21 protein-coding genes are annotated in these 15903 nt (G+C 48.3%); all 21 read left to right on the top strand.

Going from position 1 to position 15903, the window contains the following annotated elements:
- Positions 1-16: 16 nt before the first annotated feature.
- The 21 genes from BDD39_RS02010 (at position 17) to nuoK (ending at position 15902) form a co-directional block, all read left to right on the top strand.
- Positions 17-595, top strand: a complete 579-nt coding sequence (locus tag BDD39_RS02010; RefSeq protein ID WP_166907681.1) for a TIGR01440 family protein — start codon at positions 17-19, stop codon at positions 593-595.
- Between the two features lie 92 nt (positions 596-687).
- Positions 688-1926 carry a serine hydroxymethyltransferase gene (gene glyA, locus BDD39_RS02015; protein ID WP_166907683.1) on the top strand — a complete coding sequence of 413 codons (1239 nt, stop codon included), beginning with the start codon at positions 688-690 and terminating at the stop codon, positions 1924-1926.
- A gap of 122 nt (positions 1927-2048) precedes the next feature.
- Entirely contained in the window at positions 2049-2678 is a 630-nt protein-coding gene (upp, locus tag BDD39_RS02020; protein WP_166907685.1) for a uracil phosphoribosyltransferase, read from the top strand.
- 269 nt (positions 2679-2947) lie between these two features.
- Entirely contained in the window at positions 2948-3169 is a 222-nt protein-coding gene (locus tag BDD39_RS02025; RefSeq protein ID WP_166907687.1) for an AtpZ/AtpI family protein, read from the top strand.
- Between the two features lie 4 nt (positions 3170-3173).
- Positions 3174-3557 (top strand): ATP synthase subunit I, encoded by a 384-nt coding sequence (locus BDD39_RS02030; protein WP_166907689.1) that lies wholly within the window; start codon positions 3174-3176, stop codon positions 3555-3557.
- Positions 3558-3575: 18 nt separating this feature from the next.
- Entirely contained in the window at positions 3576-4289 is a 714-nt protein-coding gene (gene atpB / locus BDD39_RS02035; RefSeq protein WP_166907691.1) for a F0F1 ATP synthase subunit A, read from the top strand.
- 61 nt (positions 4290-4350) lie between these two features.
- Positions 4351-4563 (top strand): F0F1 ATP synthase subunit C, encoded by a 213-nt coding sequence (atpE, locus tag BDD39_RS02040; RefSeq protein WP_166907693.1) that lies wholly within the window; start codon positions 4351-4353, stop codon positions 4561-4563.
- 136 nt (positions 4564-4699) lie between these two features.
- The gene (gene atpF, locus BDD39_RS02045; RefSeq protein WP_166907695.1) at positions 4700-5224 is read left to right on the top strand and encodes a F0F1 ATP synthase subunit B; all 525 of its coding nucleotides are present in this window, start codon (positions 4700-4702) and stop codon (positions 5222-5224) included.
- A complete protein-coding gene (locus tag BDD39_RS02050) occupies positions 5221-5757 on the top strand; it encodes a F0F1 ATP synthase subunit delta (RefSeq protein WP_166907697.1) in 537 nt (178 codons plus the stop codon). The genes atpF and BDD39_RS02050 overlap by 4 nt, the downstream gene beginning before the upstream one ends.
- A 24-nt stretch (positions 5758-5781) precedes the next feature.
- Positions 5782-7290, top strand: coding sequence for a F0F1 ATP synthase subunit alpha (gene atpA, locus BDD39_RS02055; RefSeq protein ID WP_166907699.1), 1509 nt, complete (start codon positions 5782-5784; stop codon positions 7288-7290).
- 80 nt (positions 7291-7370) lie between these two features.
- Positions 7371-8228 carry a F0F1 ATP synthase subunit gamma gene (locus tag BDD39_RS02060; RefSeq protein WP_166907701.1) on the top strand — a complete coding sequence of 286 codons (858 nt, stop codon included), beginning with the start codon at positions 7371-7373 and terminating at the stop codon, positions 8226-8228.
- Positions 8229-8433: 205 nt separating this feature from the next.
- Positions 8434-9855 (top strand): F0F1 ATP synthase subunit beta, encoded by a 1422-nt coding sequence (gene atpD, locus BDD39_RS02065; RefSeq protein ID WP_166907704.1) that lies wholly within the window; start codon positions 8434-8436, stop codon positions 9853-9855.
- A 25-nt stretch (positions 9856-9880) separates the two neighbouring features.
- Positions 9881-10282 (top strand): F0F1 ATP synthase subunit epsilon, encoded by a 402-nt coding sequence (locus tag BDD39_RS02070; protein WP_166907706.1) that lies wholly within the window; start codon positions 9881-9883, stop codon positions 10280-10282.
- Between the two features lie 173 nt (positions 10283-10455).
- Positions 10456-10824, top strand: coding sequence for an NADH-quinone oxidoreductase subunit A (locus BDD39_RS02075; RefSeq protein WP_166907708.1), 369 nt, complete (start codon positions 10456-10458; stop codon positions 10822-10824).
- The gene (locus BDD39_RS02080) at positions 10815-11327 is read left to right on the top strand and encodes a NuoB/complex I 20 kDa subunit family protein (protein ID WP_017436864.1); all 513 of its coding nucleotides are present in this window, start codon (positions 10815-10817) and stop codon (positions 11325-11327) included. The genes BDD39_RS02075 and BDD39_RS02080 overlap by 10 nt, the downstream gene beginning before the upstream one ends.
- A 3-nt stretch (positions 11328-11330) precedes the next feature.
- Complete coding sequence (locus tag BDD39_RS02085) at positions 11331-12533, top strand: NADH-quinone oxidoreductase subunit C (RefSeq protein ID WP_166907710.1); 1203 nt, start codon at positions 11331-11333, stop codon at positions 12531-12533.
- 3 nt (positions 12534-12536) lie between these two features.
- The gene (locus BDD39_RS02090) at positions 12537-13637 is read left to right on the top strand and encodes an NADH-quinone oxidoreductase subunit D (RefSeq protein ID WP_166907712.1); all 1101 of its coding nucleotides are present in this window, start codon (positions 12537-12539) and stop codon (positions 13635-13637) included.
- Positions 13637-14635, top strand: a complete 999-nt coding sequence (gene nuoH, locus BDD39_RS02095) for an NADH-quinone oxidoreductase subunit NuoH (RefSeq protein WP_208404318.1) — start codon at positions 13637-13639, stop codon at positions 14633-14635. Before BDD39_RS02090 ends, nuoH begins: the two co-directional genes overlap by 1 nt.
- Before the next feature lie 18 nt (positions 14636-14653).
- Positions 14654-15073 carry an NADH-quinone oxidoreductase subunit NuoI gene (gene nuoI / locus BDD39_RS02100; protein WP_166907714.1) on the top strand — a complete coding sequence of 140 codons (420 nt, stop codon included), beginning with the start codon at positions 14654-14656 and terminating at the stop codon, positions 15071-15073.
- The gene (locus BDD39_RS02105; protein WP_166907717.1) at positions 15070-15591 is read left to right on the top strand and encodes an NADH-quinone oxidoreductase subunit J; all 522 of its coding nucleotides are present in this window, start codon (positions 15070-15072) and stop codon (positions 15589-15591) included. The genes nuoI and BDD39_RS02105 overlap by 4 nt, the downstream gene beginning before the upstream one ends.
- The gene (gene nuoK / locus BDD39_RS02110; protein ID WP_166907719.1) at positions 15588-15902 is read left to right on the top strand and encodes an NADH-quinone oxidoreductase subunit NuoK; all 315 of its coding nucleotides are present in this window, start codon (positions 15588-15590) and stop codon (positions 15900-15902) included. Before BDD39_RS02105 ends, nuoK begins: the two co-directional genes overlap by 4 nt.
- Position 15903: the final 1 nt, after the last annotated feature.

A 15903-nucleotide genomic window follows, 5' to 3' on the forward strand; every position in this document is an offset into this window, starting at 1 on the left:
TGGGAGGAATCGCCAAATGCTTTCCCCGTTATCCGAATGGAAGCAGCAATGGCAGACGATTTTGCGCGAATTTCGCCAGCAAGTCCCGCTTTCATCCGAGCACATCCTTGTCATCGGTTGCAGCACAAGCGAAGTGATCGGCGAAAAGATTGGAACAGCTGGCTCAACGGAAGTCGCCGAAATGCTTTTTACTGAATTGAGAAAGTGGCATGACGAAACCGGGGTACAGCTCGCGTTTCAATGTTGCGAACATTTGAACCGCGCGCTTGTCGTGGAAAGAGAGACCGCCCTGTCCCGCCAGTTTGAAATCGTCTCAGTCGTTCCTGTCCGGTCTGCCGGCGGAGCAATGGCCGAATACGCGTATCGCCATATGAACGATCCCGTTGTTGTTGAATTTATTAAAGCAGATGCCGGCATTGATATCGGTGATACGTTCATCGGCATGCATTTAAAACATGTCGCTGTTCCTGTGCGCGTGTCGTTAAAGCAAATTGGACATGCCCATGTCACATTGGCAAAAACGAGACCGAAACTGATCGGCGGCGCCCGCGCGGTCTATTCTTTAGAAAATCCGAATACTTCTTGCACCTCTTAATGATTTTGTTCATTTTTTCTTTGAATTAACCCGCAAAAAGCTGGTAAAATAAAAAAGAATATTCATTATTTCGAAATGAGGGGGAGCTAGTGATGAATTACTTGCCACAACAAGATCCGCAAGTATTTGAAGCGATTGAAAACGAGCGAAAACGGCAACAATCAAAAATTGAATTAATCGCTTCGGAAAACTTTGTCAGTCGCGCGGTCATGGAAGCGCAAGGGTCGGTATTAACGAATAAATACGCCGAAGGATATCCAGGTCGTCGCTATTATGGCGGCTGCGAATATGTCGATGTCGTTGAGGATCTCGCACGCGAACGGGCGAAAAAACTGTTTGACGCGGAGCACGCCAACGTACAGCCGCATTCCGGCGCACAAGCGAACATGGCAGTATATTTTACTGTTTTGGAACATGGCGATACAGTGCTTGGAATGAATTTGTCACACGGCGGCCATTTAACGCACGGCAGCCCAGTCAACTTTAGCGGCATTCAATATAATTTTGTCGAATATGGTGTGGATCCGGAAACGCATGTGATTGATTATGATGATGTGCTTGAAAAAGCGCGCGTACATAAGCCGAAACTGATTGTAGCTGGGGCAAGCGCTTATCCACGCGTCATCGATTTTAAACGTTTCCGTGAAATCGCTGATGAAGTAGGAGCGTACTTGATGGTAGACATGGCGCATATTGCAGGTCTTGTTGCGGCAGGTCTTCATCCAAACCCGGTGCCATATGCGCATTTTGTGACAACAACGACGCATAAAACGCTCCGCGGGCCACGCGGCGGGATGATCCTTTGCAAAGAAGAGTTTGCGAAACAAATTGACAAAGCGATCTTCCCAGGCATTCAAGGCGGACCGCTCATGCATGTCATTGCGGCGAAAGCGGTGGCGCTTGGGGAAGCGTTACAAGACAGCTTTAAAACGTATGCGCAAAACATCGTCAACAATGCAAAACGCCTCGCGGAAGCATTGAAGAAAGAAGGTTTTACCCTCGTTTCCGGCGGAACAGACAACCACTTATTGCTCATTGATTTGCGCCCGCAAGGATTAACCGGAAAAGTAGCGGAAAAAGTGCTCGATGAAGTCGGCATTACGGTGAACAAAAATACGATTCCGTATGATCCGGAAAGCCCGTTTGTGACAAGCGGCATCCGCATTGGCACCGCCGCGGTGACGACGCGCGGATTTGGTTTGGAAGAAATGGACGAAATCGCAAGCATCATCAGCCTCGTCTTAAAACATCACGAAGACGAAACAAAGCTCGAAGAAGCGCGCCAACGCGTCGCGGCTTTAACAGAAAAATTCCCGTTATACCAAGAATAAACGCAAAAACGCACCTCGAAGGAACGCCTTTAGAGGTGCGTTTTTGTTGGCAGTTGAATATACTTTTGTTTTTCGGTAGAATGTATGGAAGTGTAAACTGTTTACAAAGAGGAGAGTGCAAAATGGGAAAAGTATATGTATTCGATCATCCGCTCATCCAGCACAAACTGACCTATATCCGCGACAAAAATACTGGCACGAAGGAGTTCCGAGAACTAGTAGAAGAAGTAGCCACGCTGATGGCGTTTGAAATTACGCGCGACCTCCCTCTTGAAGAAGTCGAAATCGAAACCCCTGTCAGCAAAGCGAAAGCGAAAGTCATCGCTGGGAAAAAACTCGGCGTCATCCCGATTTTGCGTGCCGGAATGGGCATGGTGGACGGTATTTTAAAATTAATTCCTGCCGCGAAAGTCGGCCATATCGGCTTGTACCGCGATCCGGAAACGTTAAAGCCGGTCGAATATTACGTGAAGCTTCCGACCGATGTCGAAGAACGCGATTTTATTATCGTCGACCCGATGCTGGCTACTGGCGGATCGGCGATAGAAGCGATCAACGCTTTGAAAAAGCGCGGTGCGAAAAGCATTAAATTTATGTGTTTAATTGCCGCTCCAGAAGGGGTGGAAGCGGTGAAAAACGCGCATCCGGACGTCGATATTTACATTGCTGCACTCGATGAAAAACTAAACGATCACGGTTATATCGTCCCGGGGCTTGGCGATGCCGGCGACCGTTTGTTCGGAACCAAATAACGATACATGCAAAGACGGTATCATTTCCAAGAAATGATACCGTCTTTTTTTATAAATTGTGTCTAAAAAAGTAAATATATCATTATACACTATTACAGTGAAAAGGAAATTAATAAATGTCACAAATTTTTAATATTTTATCTGTTATAATATAGTTTTTCCCTGAAACACATTGACATTGACCATATGGTATTGTATGCTTTACAGGGGATATATGATAAGGTTTTCATACGATAAAAAATGAGAAAAAAATGATAGGATGTATGTGTATGCGTCCGAAACAACGCCACCCGTTTCAAGCAATGGCGCTCATGTCCGCGATCATATCCCAGCTGGTTGGTTCTATTTTAGTAGGGGTATTTGGAGGAAAATGGATTGACAAGAAATTTCATACAGACCCCATTTTTTTAATTATCGGTCTGTTGCTCGGCTTAGCGGCTGGGGTATATGCGATGTTGCGCCTAATTCGCCAATATTTCTCAGAGGAGTAGCCACATGGAGAAATTCCAGCAAATGTTTTTGCGACAGCTCAAATACATATTGTATTTGCTTTCGCTTTATACGTTAGGGTGGGGGTTTACGGCGTATAAGACATTTTTTTTAAGCTTAATTCTTGGAACTGTGATTAGCGTCTTGATGCTTTGGAGTTTAACGCGGAAAATCGCTAAATTGGGACAAGCCGTGTTGGAACGCAAAAAAGTGCGCACGATCGGGACGCTTTCCCGCTTGGCGTTAGCGGCGCTGGCGGCGGCAATCGCCCTCAAATATCCGCAATATTTCGCCATCGTGCCTGTGGTGCTGGGATTAATGACATCCTATATTGTCATTATAATAGATTTCCTTTTGCAAAGATTGAAAAATAATGGGGAACATGTATGAAAGAGAGGTGAGGGATGGTTGCAACACGAAGCACCGATTCGCGAGTTTTTAGGACTTACATTTAATTTATCCAATGTTTTAATGATTACGATCACCAGCTTGATCGTACTGGCCATCGCGATCGCGGCGACGCGTTCCTTGCAGCTGCGCCCGACGGGGATGCAAAACTTCATCGAATGGGTGTTTGATTTCGTCAAAGGAATCATCAATAGCACCATGGATTGGCAAACGGGTGGCCGCTTTTTAACGCTAGGTGTTACGCTCATCATGTACATCTTCGTTGCCAATATGCTCGGTTTGCCGTTTTCCGTGCGCGTAAACGATGAACTTTGGTGGAAGTCGCCGACGGCCGATGCCACGATTACGCTCACGCTCGCCGTCATGATTGTGGGACTCACCCATTACTACGGCGTGAAAATGAAGGGCGTATCCGAATATATGCGCGATTATACGCGGCCAATGGCTTTCTTGTTCCCGCTGAAAATCATTGAGGAATTTGCCAATACCTTAACGTTGGGTCTCCGTCTTTACGGAAACATTTTCGCGGGTGAAATTTTGCTGAAATTGCTAGCAGGGCTTGGAACCCAACACGGGGTGCTTGGCGCGATCGGCGGTGCGATTCCGATGATGGCGTGGCAAGCATTCAGTATTTTCGTCGGCTGTATCCAAGCGTTCATTTTCACAATGTTAACAATGGTTTATATGGCCCATAAAGTCAGCCAAGACCATTAATGATAGGAATTATCTATCAAAAAATAAACGAAATCAATAAATTAGAAGGAGGATATTTACCATGAATTTAATTGCAGCTGCGATTGCAGTAGGTTTAGCAGCACTTGGTGCTGGTATTGGTAACGGTTTAATCGTAGGTCGTACAGTAGAAGGGATTGCACGTCAGCCAGAATTGCGCCCTACACTTCAAACGACGATGTTTATCGGGGTTGCGTTAGTTGAGGCATTGCCGATCATTGGCGTCGTTATTTCCTTCATCCTCATGAACAAATAACGAAATACCTTTTTGATGATGGCGAAGTTGGTGTCGACGATCACCTTCGCCATTCCTTTATGTATGTATTTTTGCAATGGAAGCATGATTCGTCGTTACGATCGTTGCGCATAGCTGTCGAAAGGAGTGAAACGCGGTGTTATTCAATGCAAAACTATTGGCGCTAGGCGAAGCCGCGCATATTAACAGCGGTGATATTATCTATCAATTGCTTTGGTTTATCGTTTTGCTAGCCTTGTTGCGCAAATTCGCTTGGCAGCCGTTAATGAATATCATGAAACAGCGTGAAGAGCATATTGCCAATGAAATTGACCAAGCGGAAAAGCATCGCCAAGAAGCGGAAAAACTGCTTCAGGAGCAGCGTGAATTAATGAAACAATCCCGTCAGGAAGCGCAAGAATTGATCGAAAATGCGCGCAAGATGGCGGAAGAGCAAAAAGAACAAATTATCGCATCTGCCCGTGCGGAAGCAGAGCGGTTAAAAGAAGCGGCGAAAAAAGAAATCGAACGCGAAAAAGAGCAAGCGATGGCTGCGCTTCGCGAGCAAGTCGCTTCCTTGTCCGTATTGATTGCGTCGAAAGTCATTGAAAAAGAGTTAACGGAGCAAGACCAAGCGAAGCTGATTAGCGAGTATATTCAAGAGGTAGGAGAAGGTCGATGAACAAAGAAGTTATAGCGAAGCGGTATGCGTTAGCTCTTTTTCAAATTGCGCTCGAAAAGCAGCTTTTGGACCAGTTAGAAGAAGAAATTCGCGTCGTGCGCCAAGTGTTGGCGGAAAATGACGAATTTTTATCGTTATTGGCGTATCCGAAGCTATCGTTGGAAAAGAAAAAAGCACTGATTCGAGAAACGTTTGCGGCCGTTTCCACTCCGTTGCGAAATACATTGCTGCTTTTGTTGGAACGCCACCGCATCGACCTCGTTCCAGAGATGGCGGAGCAGTTTATTGAGTTAGTGAATGAAGCGCGCGGTGTCGCTGAAGCGACTGCCTATTCGGCTCGTCCGCTAACGGAAGAGGAAAAACGTGCGCTTTCCGAAGTGTTTGCGAAAAAAATCGGCAAAACGACGCTTCACATTGAAAATATCGTCGACCCAAGCTTAATTGGCGGCGTGAAGCTGCGCATCGGCAACCGCATTTACGATGGCAGCATCAGCGGAAAATTAGAACGAATTCAACGACAGCTTATCGGCTAAGATTCGAAGATAGGGGTGAAAGGCATGAGCATCAGAGCGGAAGAAATCAGCGCGCTCATTAAGCAGCAAATCGAAAATTACGAGTCTGAAATTCAAGTAAGCGATGTCGGCACCGTTATTCAAATTGGTGACGGTATCGCGCGCGCCCATGGTTTGGACAACGTAATGGCTGGAGAACTTGTCGAGTTTTCCAACGGTGTCATGGGAATGGCGCTAAACTTAGAAGAAAACAACGTCGGTATCGTTATTTTAGGTCCGTATACAGGGATTAAAGAAGGCGATGAAGTGCGCCGTACAGGCCGGATTATGGAAGTGCCTGTCGGTGAAGCGTTGATTGGCCGCGTCGTCAACCCTCTAGGACAACCAGTCGACGGTTTAGGTCCAATCGAAACGACAGAAACTCGCCCAATTGAAAGCCCAGCACCAGGTGTTATGGACCGGAAATCGGTACATGAACCGCTGCAAACGGGGATTAAAGCGATTGACGCGTTGGTGCCAATCGGCCGCGGTCAGCGCGAGCTTATCATCGGGGACCGTCAAACAGGGAAAACATCGATTGCCATCGATACGATCATCAACCAAAAAGACCAAAATATGATTTGTATTTACGTCGCGATCGGGCAAAAAGAATCCACGGTTCGTACAGTTGTCGAAACGTTGCGAAAACACGGTGCGCTCGATTATACGATCGTTGTCACTGCATCGGCATCCCAGCCAGCGCCGCTATTGTTCCTTGCGCCATATGCGGGCGTGGCGATGGGCGAATATTTCATGTATAAAGGTCAGCACGTGCTTGTTGTTTACGACGACTTATCGAAACAAGCGGCAGCTTACCGTGAATTGTCGCTCTTGCTTCGTCGTCCGCCAGGCCGTGAAGCATATCCAGGGGATATTTTCTACTTGCACTCTCGCCTCTTAGAGCGTGCGGCAAAATTAAGCGATGCCAAAGGCGGCGGTTCGTTAACAGCGCTTCCGTTCGTCGAAACGCAAGCGGGTGACATTTCCGCCTACATTCCAACGAACGTCATCTCCATCACAGACGGACAAATTTTCTTGCAATCAGACTTGTTCTTCTCCGGCGTTCGCCCGGCGATCAACGCTGGTCTTTCCGTATCCCGCGTCGGTGGTGCGGCGCAAATTAAAGCGATGAAAAAAGTATCGGGTACGCTTCGCTTGGACTTAGCGGCGTATCGTGAACTTGAGGCGTTCGCACAGTTCGGTTCAGACCTTGATAAAGCGACACAAGCGAAGCTCGCGCGCGGTGCTCGTACGGTAGAAGTGTTAAAACAAGACTTGCACGCACCGATTCCAGTAGAAAAACAAGTGGCGATCATTTACGCGCTTACTCGCGGTTTCTTAGACGACATTCCAGTCGAAGATATTCGCCGCTTTGAAAAAGAATTCTTCTTATGGCTCGATCAAAACGGCCAGCACTTGCTTGAACATATTCGTACAACAAAAGAGCTTCCAAACGAAGAAGACTTCAACAAAGCGATCGAAGCGTTCAAGAAAACGTTTGTCGTTTCCCAATAAAAGAGGGCGGAACAGAAGGAATGACGGCTTCTGTTCCCCTCTATTCTTAGATTTCGTGCAGAAAAAAGGTGGTGAAACCTTTGGCATCCTTACGCGATATTAAGAAGCGCATCAACTCGACGAAGAAAACAAGCCAAATTACAAAGGCGATGGAGATGGTTTCCGCTGCGAAATTAAACCATGCGGAAATGAACGCGAAATCGTTTGTTCCATATATGGAGAAGATACAAGAGGTCGTGGCGAACGTCGCGCTTGGTGCCGGCAACGCGACCCATCCGATGCTGGTTTCGCGCCCGGTGAAAAAGACAGGCTATTTAGTGATCACATCGGACCGCGGCTTGGCGGGAGCGTATAACAGCAACGTTCTTCGCACCGTGTACCAAACGGTTCAACAGCGCCATCAATCGCCGGATGAATATGCGATTATTGTCATTGGCCGTGTCGGTTTAAGTTTTTTCAAAAAAAGAAATATGCCTGTTGTACTAAATATTACTGGGTTGCCGGATCAACCTTCTTTTGCGGATATTAAAAAAATTGCAAATAAGACGGTCGGTTTGTTTGCCGATGGTACGTTTGATGAGTTGTATATGTACTACAACCATTACGTCAGTGCGATCCAACAAGAGGTGACGGAAAGAAAGCTGTTGCCGTTAACGGATTTAGTCGATAATAAACAACGGACAACGTATGAATTTGAACCTTCTCAAGAAGAAATTTTAGATGTGCTGTTGCCGCAATACGCCGAAAGCCTTATTTACGGTGCGCTGTTAGATGCGAAAGCAAGCGAACATGCCGCTCGGATGACGGCGATGAAAAACGCGACGGACAACGCACACGAGCTTATTCGTACGCTTACTCTTTCCTACAACCGTGCTCGTCAAGCAGCGATTACCCAAGAGATCACGGAAATCGTGGCTGGAGCAAACGCGTTGCAATAACAGTAAGCCGAAAGTGGCAATGATATAAACGCAACTTGATATTTCATCTTTTTCACTTTTTATCGAAAGATTTTTCGACTGTCGGAGGCAAGTCGATGACTTGCCTTCGTCACGCATAAGCGTGGCCGAAAAAATAGATCACAAAAGTAGAATTTTCAAGATATATAGGTACTGCTGTCCAACTAGCAAGTTAGGAGGGAAAACGATGACAAAAGGACGCGTTATTCAAGTTATGGGTCCGGTTGTAGACGTAAAGTTCGAAAACGGGCATCTTCCTGCGATCTACAACGCTCTGAAAATTCAACATAAAGCGCGCAATGAAAACGAAGTCGACATCGACTTAACATTGGAAGTAGCACTTCACCTTGGCGACGATACGGTCCGTACGATCGCGATGGCATCGACAGACGGATTGATTCGTGGAATGGAAGTCATTGATACAGGTGCGCCAATTTCCGTTCCGGTCGGAGAAGTCACCCTTGGCCGCGTATTCAACGTATTAGGGGAACCGATCGACATGCAAGGGGAAATTCCGGCTGATGCGCGTCGTGATCCAATCCATCGCCCAGCGCCAAAATTTGAAGAGCTTGCAACAGAAGTAGAAATTTTGGAAACAGGTATTAAAGTCGTTGACCTGCTTGCTCCATACATTAAAGGTGGAAAAATCGGTCTATTCGGCGGTGCTGGTGTAGGAAAAACGGTCTTAATCCAAGAACTTATCCATAACATCGCGCAAGAGCACGGCGGTATTTCGGTATTCGCCGGTGTAGGGGAACGTACGCGTGAAGGAAACGACTTGTACCATGAAATGAAAGATTCTGGCGTTATCAGCAAAACAGCGATGGTATTCGGACAAATGAACGAGCCGCCTGGTGCACGGATGCGCGTTGCGTTGACAGGGTTAACGATGGCGGAATATTTCCGTGATGAACAAGGACAAGACGTATTGCTCTTTATCGACAACATTTTCCGTTTCACACAAGCTGGTTCCGAGGTTTCGGCGCTATTAGGCCGCATGCCTTCTGCCGTAGGTTATCAACCAACGCTTGCGACAGAAATGGGTCAATTACAAGAACGGATTACTTCTACAGCCACTGGTTCTATCACATCGATTCAAGCGATTTACGTACCAGCGGACGACTATACAGACCCAGCGCCAGCAACAACGTTCTCTCACTTAGACGCAACGACGAACCTAGAACGGAAACTTGCGGAAATGGGTATTTATCCAGCAGTGGATCCACTTGCGTCCACATCTCGCGCACTTGCGCCTGAAATCGTCGGCGAAGAGCATTACCAAGTAGCGCGCAAAGTGCAACAAACATTGCAACGCTATAGAGAATTGCAAGATATTATCGCGATTCTCGGTATGGATGAGCTATCCGATGAGGATAAACTGGTCGTTGCTCGCGCTCGCCGCATTCAATTCTTCTTATCGCAAAACTTCCACGTCGCCGAACAGTTTACCGGCCAGCCAGGTTCCTATGTGCCTGTTAAAGAAACGGTACGCGGCTTTAAAGAAATTTTGGAAGGAAAATACGACCACATTCCAGAAGATGCTTTCCGCTTAGTAGGGCGCATTGAAGAAGTTGTGGAAAAAGCGAAGCAAATGGGCGTAGAAGTTTAATTGAGGGACATAGGAGGATTTTATGATGAAAACGATCAAAGTCAGTGTCGTTACTCCTGATGGCCCGGTATACGAAGCGGACGTAGAGATGGTTAGCACGAAAGCAAAAAGCGGAGAGCTTGGCATTTTGCCAGGGCATATTCCGCTTGTCGCACCGCTGGAGATCAGTGCCGTTCGCCTGAAAAAAGAGGGGAAAACGGAATATATCGCGGTCAGCGGCGGATTTTTGGAAGTCCGCCCTGACAAAGTAACGGTTTTGGCACAAGCGGCGGAAAAAGCGGAAGATATTGATGTGGCCCGCGCGAAAGCGGCAAAAGAACGCGCAGAACGCCGTCTGCAAAGCAAAGACGATGATATTGACTTTAAACGTGCGGAACTGGCACTAAAACGAGCGATTAACCGCTTAAACGTAGCGGAAATGAAATAAAGACGAGAGGAAATCTATTTCCTCCGTCTTTTTTTTATTGCCACGATGTCGATATGTAAAATTCCAGATTTTGTCGACACTGCTGAATGTAAAATGTTATAATGGAGGTGAAATAGTTTGTAATTATGAAATATTTTAAAAAGTAAGATATAAATGAAGGGAGCGTATCGCATTTGGGGAACGTATACGCCAATAGCTACTTGATTGTGTTGGTGTTTTTATGTATCGGCGTTTTGCTTCCGGTTGGGGCGTTGACGCTCGGAAAGTTATTGCGTCCACATGTTCCGAGCGAAGCGAAGCAAACCACTTATGAAAGCGGTAACAATCCGTTTCATGACTCGCGTGTTCAGTTTCAAGTTCGCTATTACATGTTTGCACTATTGTTTGTCATTTTTGATGTGGAGACCGTGTTTTTATATCCATGGGCTGTCGCTTATCACAAACTAGGATTATTCGCTTTCGTGGAAATGTTTGTTTTTGTACTAATGCTCGTTTTAGGCCTGATCTATGCTTGGAAAAAGAAGGTGTTACAATGGATGTAAAATGGCTCGACGTCCCTGAAGGGGAGATGGAAGAGGTAAAGCGCAATGTGTTTTTGACGACGCTCGATCAGTTAAAGGCATGGGCCCGCAGCAATTCCCTCTGGCCGCTAACGTTCGGTCTTGCCTGTTGTGCGATTGAAATGATGGCGGTCGGCGGCGCCCATTACGATTTAGACCGGTTTGGCTCGTTTTTTCGCGCCTCGCCGCGGCAGTCCGACGTCATGATCGTCTCTGGAACGGTGACGAAAAAGATGGCGCCGATTCTGCGCCGTCTCTATGACCAAATGCCGGAGCCAAAATGGGTGATCGCCATGGGATCCTGTGCGACGGCGGGCGGACCGTATGTGAAATCATACAGCGTCGTCAAGGGAGTAGATCAAATCGTGCCGGTCGACGTCTATATCCCTGGCTGTCCGCCAAATCCAGCAGCGTTGATTTACGGGATTAATAAATTAAAAGAAAAGATTCGTTATGAAGCGAAGACAGGGAAGAAGGTGCTGTAATCGATGAGCGAGGAAAAAGATTTACAGCAGCTGAAAAAAGAGGCGGCTGAGCGCGCGAAACAGCTGGCAAAGGAACGGCTGGCAGCAAAGCGGGCTGCCGAACAGTCGGAACAGCCATCTGACGATGCGAAAAAAGACGTAACGGAAGAAAAAACGGAGCCGCCAGCGGACGACATCGCTTTAGCGAAGAAAAAGGCAGCGGAAGCGGCGCGGGCGAAAGCGGCGGAATTGCGGAAACAAAAAGAAGCGGCAGCGGAAGAGAAAGTGGAGCTGCCAGCGGACGACATCGCCTTAGCGAAGAAAAAGGCGGCAGAAGCGGCACGGGCGAAAGCGGCGGAATTGCGGAAACAAAAAGAAGCGGCAGCGGAAGAGAAAGTGGAGGCGCCAGCGGACGACATCGCTTTGGCGAAGAAAAAAGCCGCGGCCGCAGCGAAAGCGAAAGCGGCGGCGCTCGCCAAACAAAAAGCGAAGGAAGCGGCGGGCAGCGAAACGGATGACGAGCTGGCAAAACAAAAAGCAATCGCGGCAGCGAAAGCCAAAGCCGCAGCTGCGGCAAAAGCAAAGGCAGCCGCGCTCGCCAAGCAGCAAGCAGGCGCAGATGCATCCGCTGACAGCGACGAGCTCGCCAAGGCAAAGGCGATTGCGGCAGCGAAAGCAAAAGCCGCGGCGGCAGCCAAGGCGAAGGCGGCGGGAGCCGAAACAACGGCGCCAAAGGAAGAAGCCCCATCGCCAAATCAGCCGCTGCTTGACAAATATGTCAAGGTGATTCGCGAACATCTCGGCGAGGATGTTCTAGAGGATGCCTATATTAACCGTCTTGCCAAAGACGTTCCGACGTTGGTCGCCAAAAAAGATACATATTACAAAATCGCCGAGTTTCTCAAATATAACGAGCAGCTAGGGTTTGACTACTTGTCGGAATTGCACGGGACCGATTTTCAAACGCATATGGAAGTATACGTGCACTTATATTCTTATAAAAATCGCCAATCGGTTGCCTTAAAAGTAAAAATCGACCGAGACGAGCCGGAAATTGATTCTCTCGTTCCGCTTTGGCAAGGGGCCAATTGGCCGGAATGCGAAGCGTACGACTTGCTTGGCATCCGCTTTAAAGGGCATCCGAACTTAATCCGCATCTTTTTAGGCGAAAGCTGGGTCGGATATCCGCTTCGCAAAGATTATGAACCATACGACGTGGAGGTATAGCCAATGCTTCGAACGGAAGAAATGATTTTAAACGTAGGACCGCAGCACCCAAGCACACACGGGGTTTTCCGCCTCATCTTAAAAGTGGATGGCGAGATCATTCAAGAAGCGACGCCGGTCATCGGCTACCTCCACCGCGGAACGGAAAAGTTGGCAGAAGGCCTGCAATACACGCAAATCATCCCGTATACCGACCGGATGGACTATTTGTCGGCGATGACGAATAACTATGTCATTTGCCATGCCGTCGAAACGATGATGGGCATCGAAGTTCCGGAAAGGGCAGAATATTTGCGTGTTTTGGCGATGGAGCTTGGGAGAATCGCCAGCCATCTTGTCTGGTGGGGGACGTATTTGCTCGACCTTGGCGCAACCGGTCCGTTTTTGTATGCGTTCCGCGAGCGGGAAATGATTATTAATCTATTAAACGAACTGTCGGGAGCGCGTTTGACCTTCAACTATATGCGCATCGGCGGCGTGAAATGGGATGCGCCGGACGGATGGATCGAAAAAGTGAAGCAGTTCGTCCCGTATATGCGCGACAAGCTTGCCGGCTACCACGACCTGGTGACGGGCAACGAAATTTTCCGCTACCGCGTCATCGGCGTCGGCAAATATACGAAAGAAGACGCGCTCGACTATTCATTAAGCGGCGTAAACTTGCGCTGCACCGGCGTCAAATGGGACTTGCGGAAAAACGAGCCGTACTCCATTTATGACCGCTTCGATTTCGACATCCCTGTCGCCGAGGAAGGAGACTGTTTTGCCCGCTATCAATGCCGTTTGGCAGAAATCGAACAATCATTGAAAATTATTGAGCAAGCATGTGAGCAATTTCCAAAAGGCGGGGAAATTATGGGAAAAGTCCCGCGCATCATTAAAGCGCCGCCGGGGGAAACGTTCGTCCGAATTGAATCGCCGCGCGGCGAAATCGGCTGCTATATCGCCAGCGACGGCAAAAAAGAGCCTTACCGCCTCAAATTCCGTCGGCCGTCGTTTTACAATTTGCAAATACTTCCGAAGCTGCTGAAAGGCGAAAATATCGCGAACGTCATTGCCATTCTTGGCTCGATTGATATCGTGCTCGGGGAGGTCGACGGATAATGGAACAACTGTTGCATTCCGTCCCAAGCTGGACGAACGTGGCAATCTTTTTTGGGCTTGGCGCCGCGCTGCTATTGATGGTGCTTGCCTTTGTGACATACGGCATTTTGGCCGAGCGGAAAGTGATGGGCTTTATGCAAGGCCGTTATGGTCCGAACCAAGTCGGGGGCCGTTGGGGACTATTGCAAACGGTAGCGGATGTGTTGAAGCTGTTGCTAAAAGAAGATACGATTCCGAAAGCGGCGGACCGTCCATTGTTCATTTTGGCGCCGATCTTTGCCTTTGCGCCGGCGTTTATGGTATTGGCGGTGCTGCCGTTTACCGATGCGTTTCGGCTTGCAGATATCGGCGTCGGGCTGCTTTATTATATCGCCGTTTCGGGACTGACGACGATCGGTGTCGTCACCGGCGGATGGGCCTCGAACAATAAATACGCGCTCATCGGCGGCATGCGCGCGGCGGCGCAAATGATCTCCTACGAAATTCCACTCGTCATGTCGGTGCTTGGCATCGTGTTGCTGACGGGAAGTTTAAACTTGAACGATATTGTCGAAGCACAGAAACATGTATGGTATATTTTTATCCAGCCAATCGCCTTTATCGTGTTTCTCGTCGCGGCCGTTTCCGAGTTAAACCGCACACCGTTCGACTTGCCAGAAGCGGAGTCCGAACTGGTCGCCGGATTCCACGTCGAGTATTCCGGTTTCCGTTGGGCGTTCTTTATGCTTGCCGAGTATGTATATATGTTTGCGATGGCAGCGCTCACAACGATATTATTTTTAGGTGGATGGCATCCCGTCATGTTTCTCGATTTTATTCCGGGACCGGTGTGGTTTGCGCTCAAATTCAGCGTCGTTGTATTTGTTCTCATTTGGTTCCGCGCCACGTTCCCGCGCTTAAGGGCCGATCAGCTCATGGAATTAGGCTGGAAGGTATTGTTTCCGGTCGCGCTCGCCAACATCTTTGTGACGGCGCTGGTAAAAGGACTATTTTTCTAATGGAATGGGGTGACAGGCATGAAAGGGCTGGCAAAAGGCTTGGCGTATACGTTGAAACATTTGGCGCGGGAGAAAGTCACATACGACTATCCAAACGAACCGCTTCCGCTTCCGGACCGTTTCCGCGGCATTCAAAAATTTTATCCGGAAAAGTGCATCGTCTGCAACCAATGTGCCAATATTTGTCCGACGGACTGTATTCAGCTGACAGGGAAAAAGCATCCGGATCCGACGAAAAAAGGGAAAATCATCGATACGTACAGCATTAACTTTGAAATCTGCATTTTATGTGACTTGTGCACCGAAGTATGTCCGACAGAAGCGATTGTCATGACCAACAATTTCGAGCTGGCCGAATACAGCCGCGATGCGCTTTATAAAGATTTGGCATGGCTCGATGAGAATGATACCAACGTCCGAAAGGAGAATAAGCCGTGAGCGGAGAATATCTCGCCTTTTTAGCGCTCGCCCTCGTTGCCATTACCGGCGGGGTGTTGATGCTCAACTTAACGAAAGTCGTTCATATGGTTATCGCGCTCGTATTCACCTTCATCAGCATCGCGGGGCTGTATGTGCTGTTATCGGCGGAGTTTGTCGCTGTCGTGCAAGTGCTCATTTACTCCGGGGCCGTCACCATTATGATGCTGTTTGGCATCATGCTGACGCGCCATCAGGAGGAAGAGGGAGAAAAAACGACAACGGGCGGATTTTGGCGCAAAGCGCTTACCGCCATCGCCGTCTTTGCCTTTGGCATCGCCGTTTATCTCGGTGTTTATCACCTTGATTTTGGCGAGGAAACCGTCCACCTTCATGAAAACAATACGGAGCAAATCGGTATGGCGCTATATTCCCATTATGCGATCCCGTTTGAAATTGCGTCCGTGATTTTGCTTGTCGCGCTTGTTGGGGCGATTATTCTGGCGAAAAAAGATGATGAGGGGGCACCAAAACCATGAGCTCCGTTTCTTTATCCGCGTATCTTGTGCTAGCGCTCATTTTATTTTGCATCGGGCTGTACGGTGCGCTGACGAAACGAAACACCGTCATTGTCCTTATTTGCATTGAATTGATGCTGAATGCGGTCAATATTAACTTAGTGGCGTTTGCCAAATACGGAGCCCATCCCGGCATTACCGGGCAGATTTTCGCGCTGTTTACCATTGCGGTGGCGGCTGCCGAAGCGGCTGTGGGCCTGGCGGTGTTAATGGCGCTTTACCGCAACCGCAAAACGGTGCATATCGATGAGATCGATTCGCTGAAGCATTGAT

Source organism: Saccharococcus thermophilus (genome assembly GCF_011761475.1).
Classification (GTDB): Bacteria; Bacillota; Bacilli; order Bacillales; family Anoxybacillaceae; genus Saccharococcus; species Saccharococcus thermophilus.

What these genes read in the sequence shown, in the direction of transcription:
- BDD39_RS02010 (WP_166907681.1), top strand. Translation starts at nt 17, where the DNA reads ATGCTTTCCCCGTTATCCGAATGGAAGCAGCAATGGCAGACGATTTTG.
- glyA (WP_166907683.1), top strand. Translation starts at nt 688, where the DNA reads ATGAATTACTTGCCACAACAAGATCCGCAAGTATTTGAAGCGATTGAA.
- upp (WP_166907685.1), top strand. Translation starts at nt 2,049, where the DNA reads ATGGGAAAAGTATATGTATTCGATCATCCGCTCATCCAGCACAAACTG.
- BDD39_RS02025 (WP_166907687.1), top strand. Translation starts at nt 2,948, where the DNA reads ATGCGTCCGAAACAACGCCACCCGTTTCAAGCAATGGCGCTCATGTCC.
- BDD39_RS02030 (WP_166907689.1), top strand. Translation starts at nt 3,174, where the DNA reads ATGGAGAAATTCCAGCAAATGTTTTTGCGACAGCTCAAATACATATTG.
- atpE (WP_166907693.1), top strand. Translation starts at nt 4,351, where the DNA reads ATGAATTTAATTGCAGCTGCGATTGCAGTAGGTTTAGCAGCACTTGGT.
- BDD39_RS02050 (WP_166907697.1), top strand. Translation starts at nt 5,221, where the DNA reads ATGAACAAAGAAGTTATAGCGAAGCGGTATGCGTTAGCTCTTTTTCAA.
- atpA (WP_166907699.1), top strand. Translation starts at nt 5,782, where the DNA reads ATGAGCATCAGAGCGGAAGAAATCAGCGCGCTCATTAAGCAGCAAATC.
- atpD (WP_166907704.1), top strand. Translation starts at nt 8,434, where the DNA reads ATGACAAAAGGACGCGTTATTCAAGTTATGGGTCCGGTTGTAGACGTA.
- BDD39_RS02070 (WP_166907706.1), top strand. Translation starts at nt 9,881, where the DNA reads ATGAAAACGATCAAAGTCAGTGTCGTTACTCCTGATGGCCCGGTATAC.
- BDD39_RS02080 (WP_017436864.1), top strand. Translation starts at nt 10,815, where the DNA reads ATGGATGTAAAATGGCTCGACGTCCCTGAAGGGGAGATGGAAGAGGTA.
- BDD39_RS02085 (WP_166907710.1), top strand. Translation starts at nt 11,331, where the DNA reads ATGAGCGAGGAAAAAGATTTACAGCAGCTGAAAAAAGAGGCGGCTGAG.
- BDD39_RS02090 (WP_166907712.1), top strand. Translation starts at nt 12,537, where the DNA reads ATGCTTCGAACGGAAGAAATGATTTTAAACGTAGGACCGCAGCACCCA.
- nuoH (WP_208404318.1), top strand. Translation starts at nt 13,637, where the DNA reads ATGGAACAACTGTTGCATTCCGTCCCAAGCTGGACGAACGTGGCAATC.
- nuoI (WP_166907714.1), top strand. Translation starts at nt 14,654, where the DNA reads ATGAAAGGGCTGGCAAAAGGCTTGGCGTATACGTTGAAACATTTGGCG.
- nuoK (WP_166907719.1), top strand. Translation starts at nt 15,588, where the DNA reads ATGAGCTCCGTTTCTTTATCCGCGTATCTTGTGCTAGCGCTCATTTTA.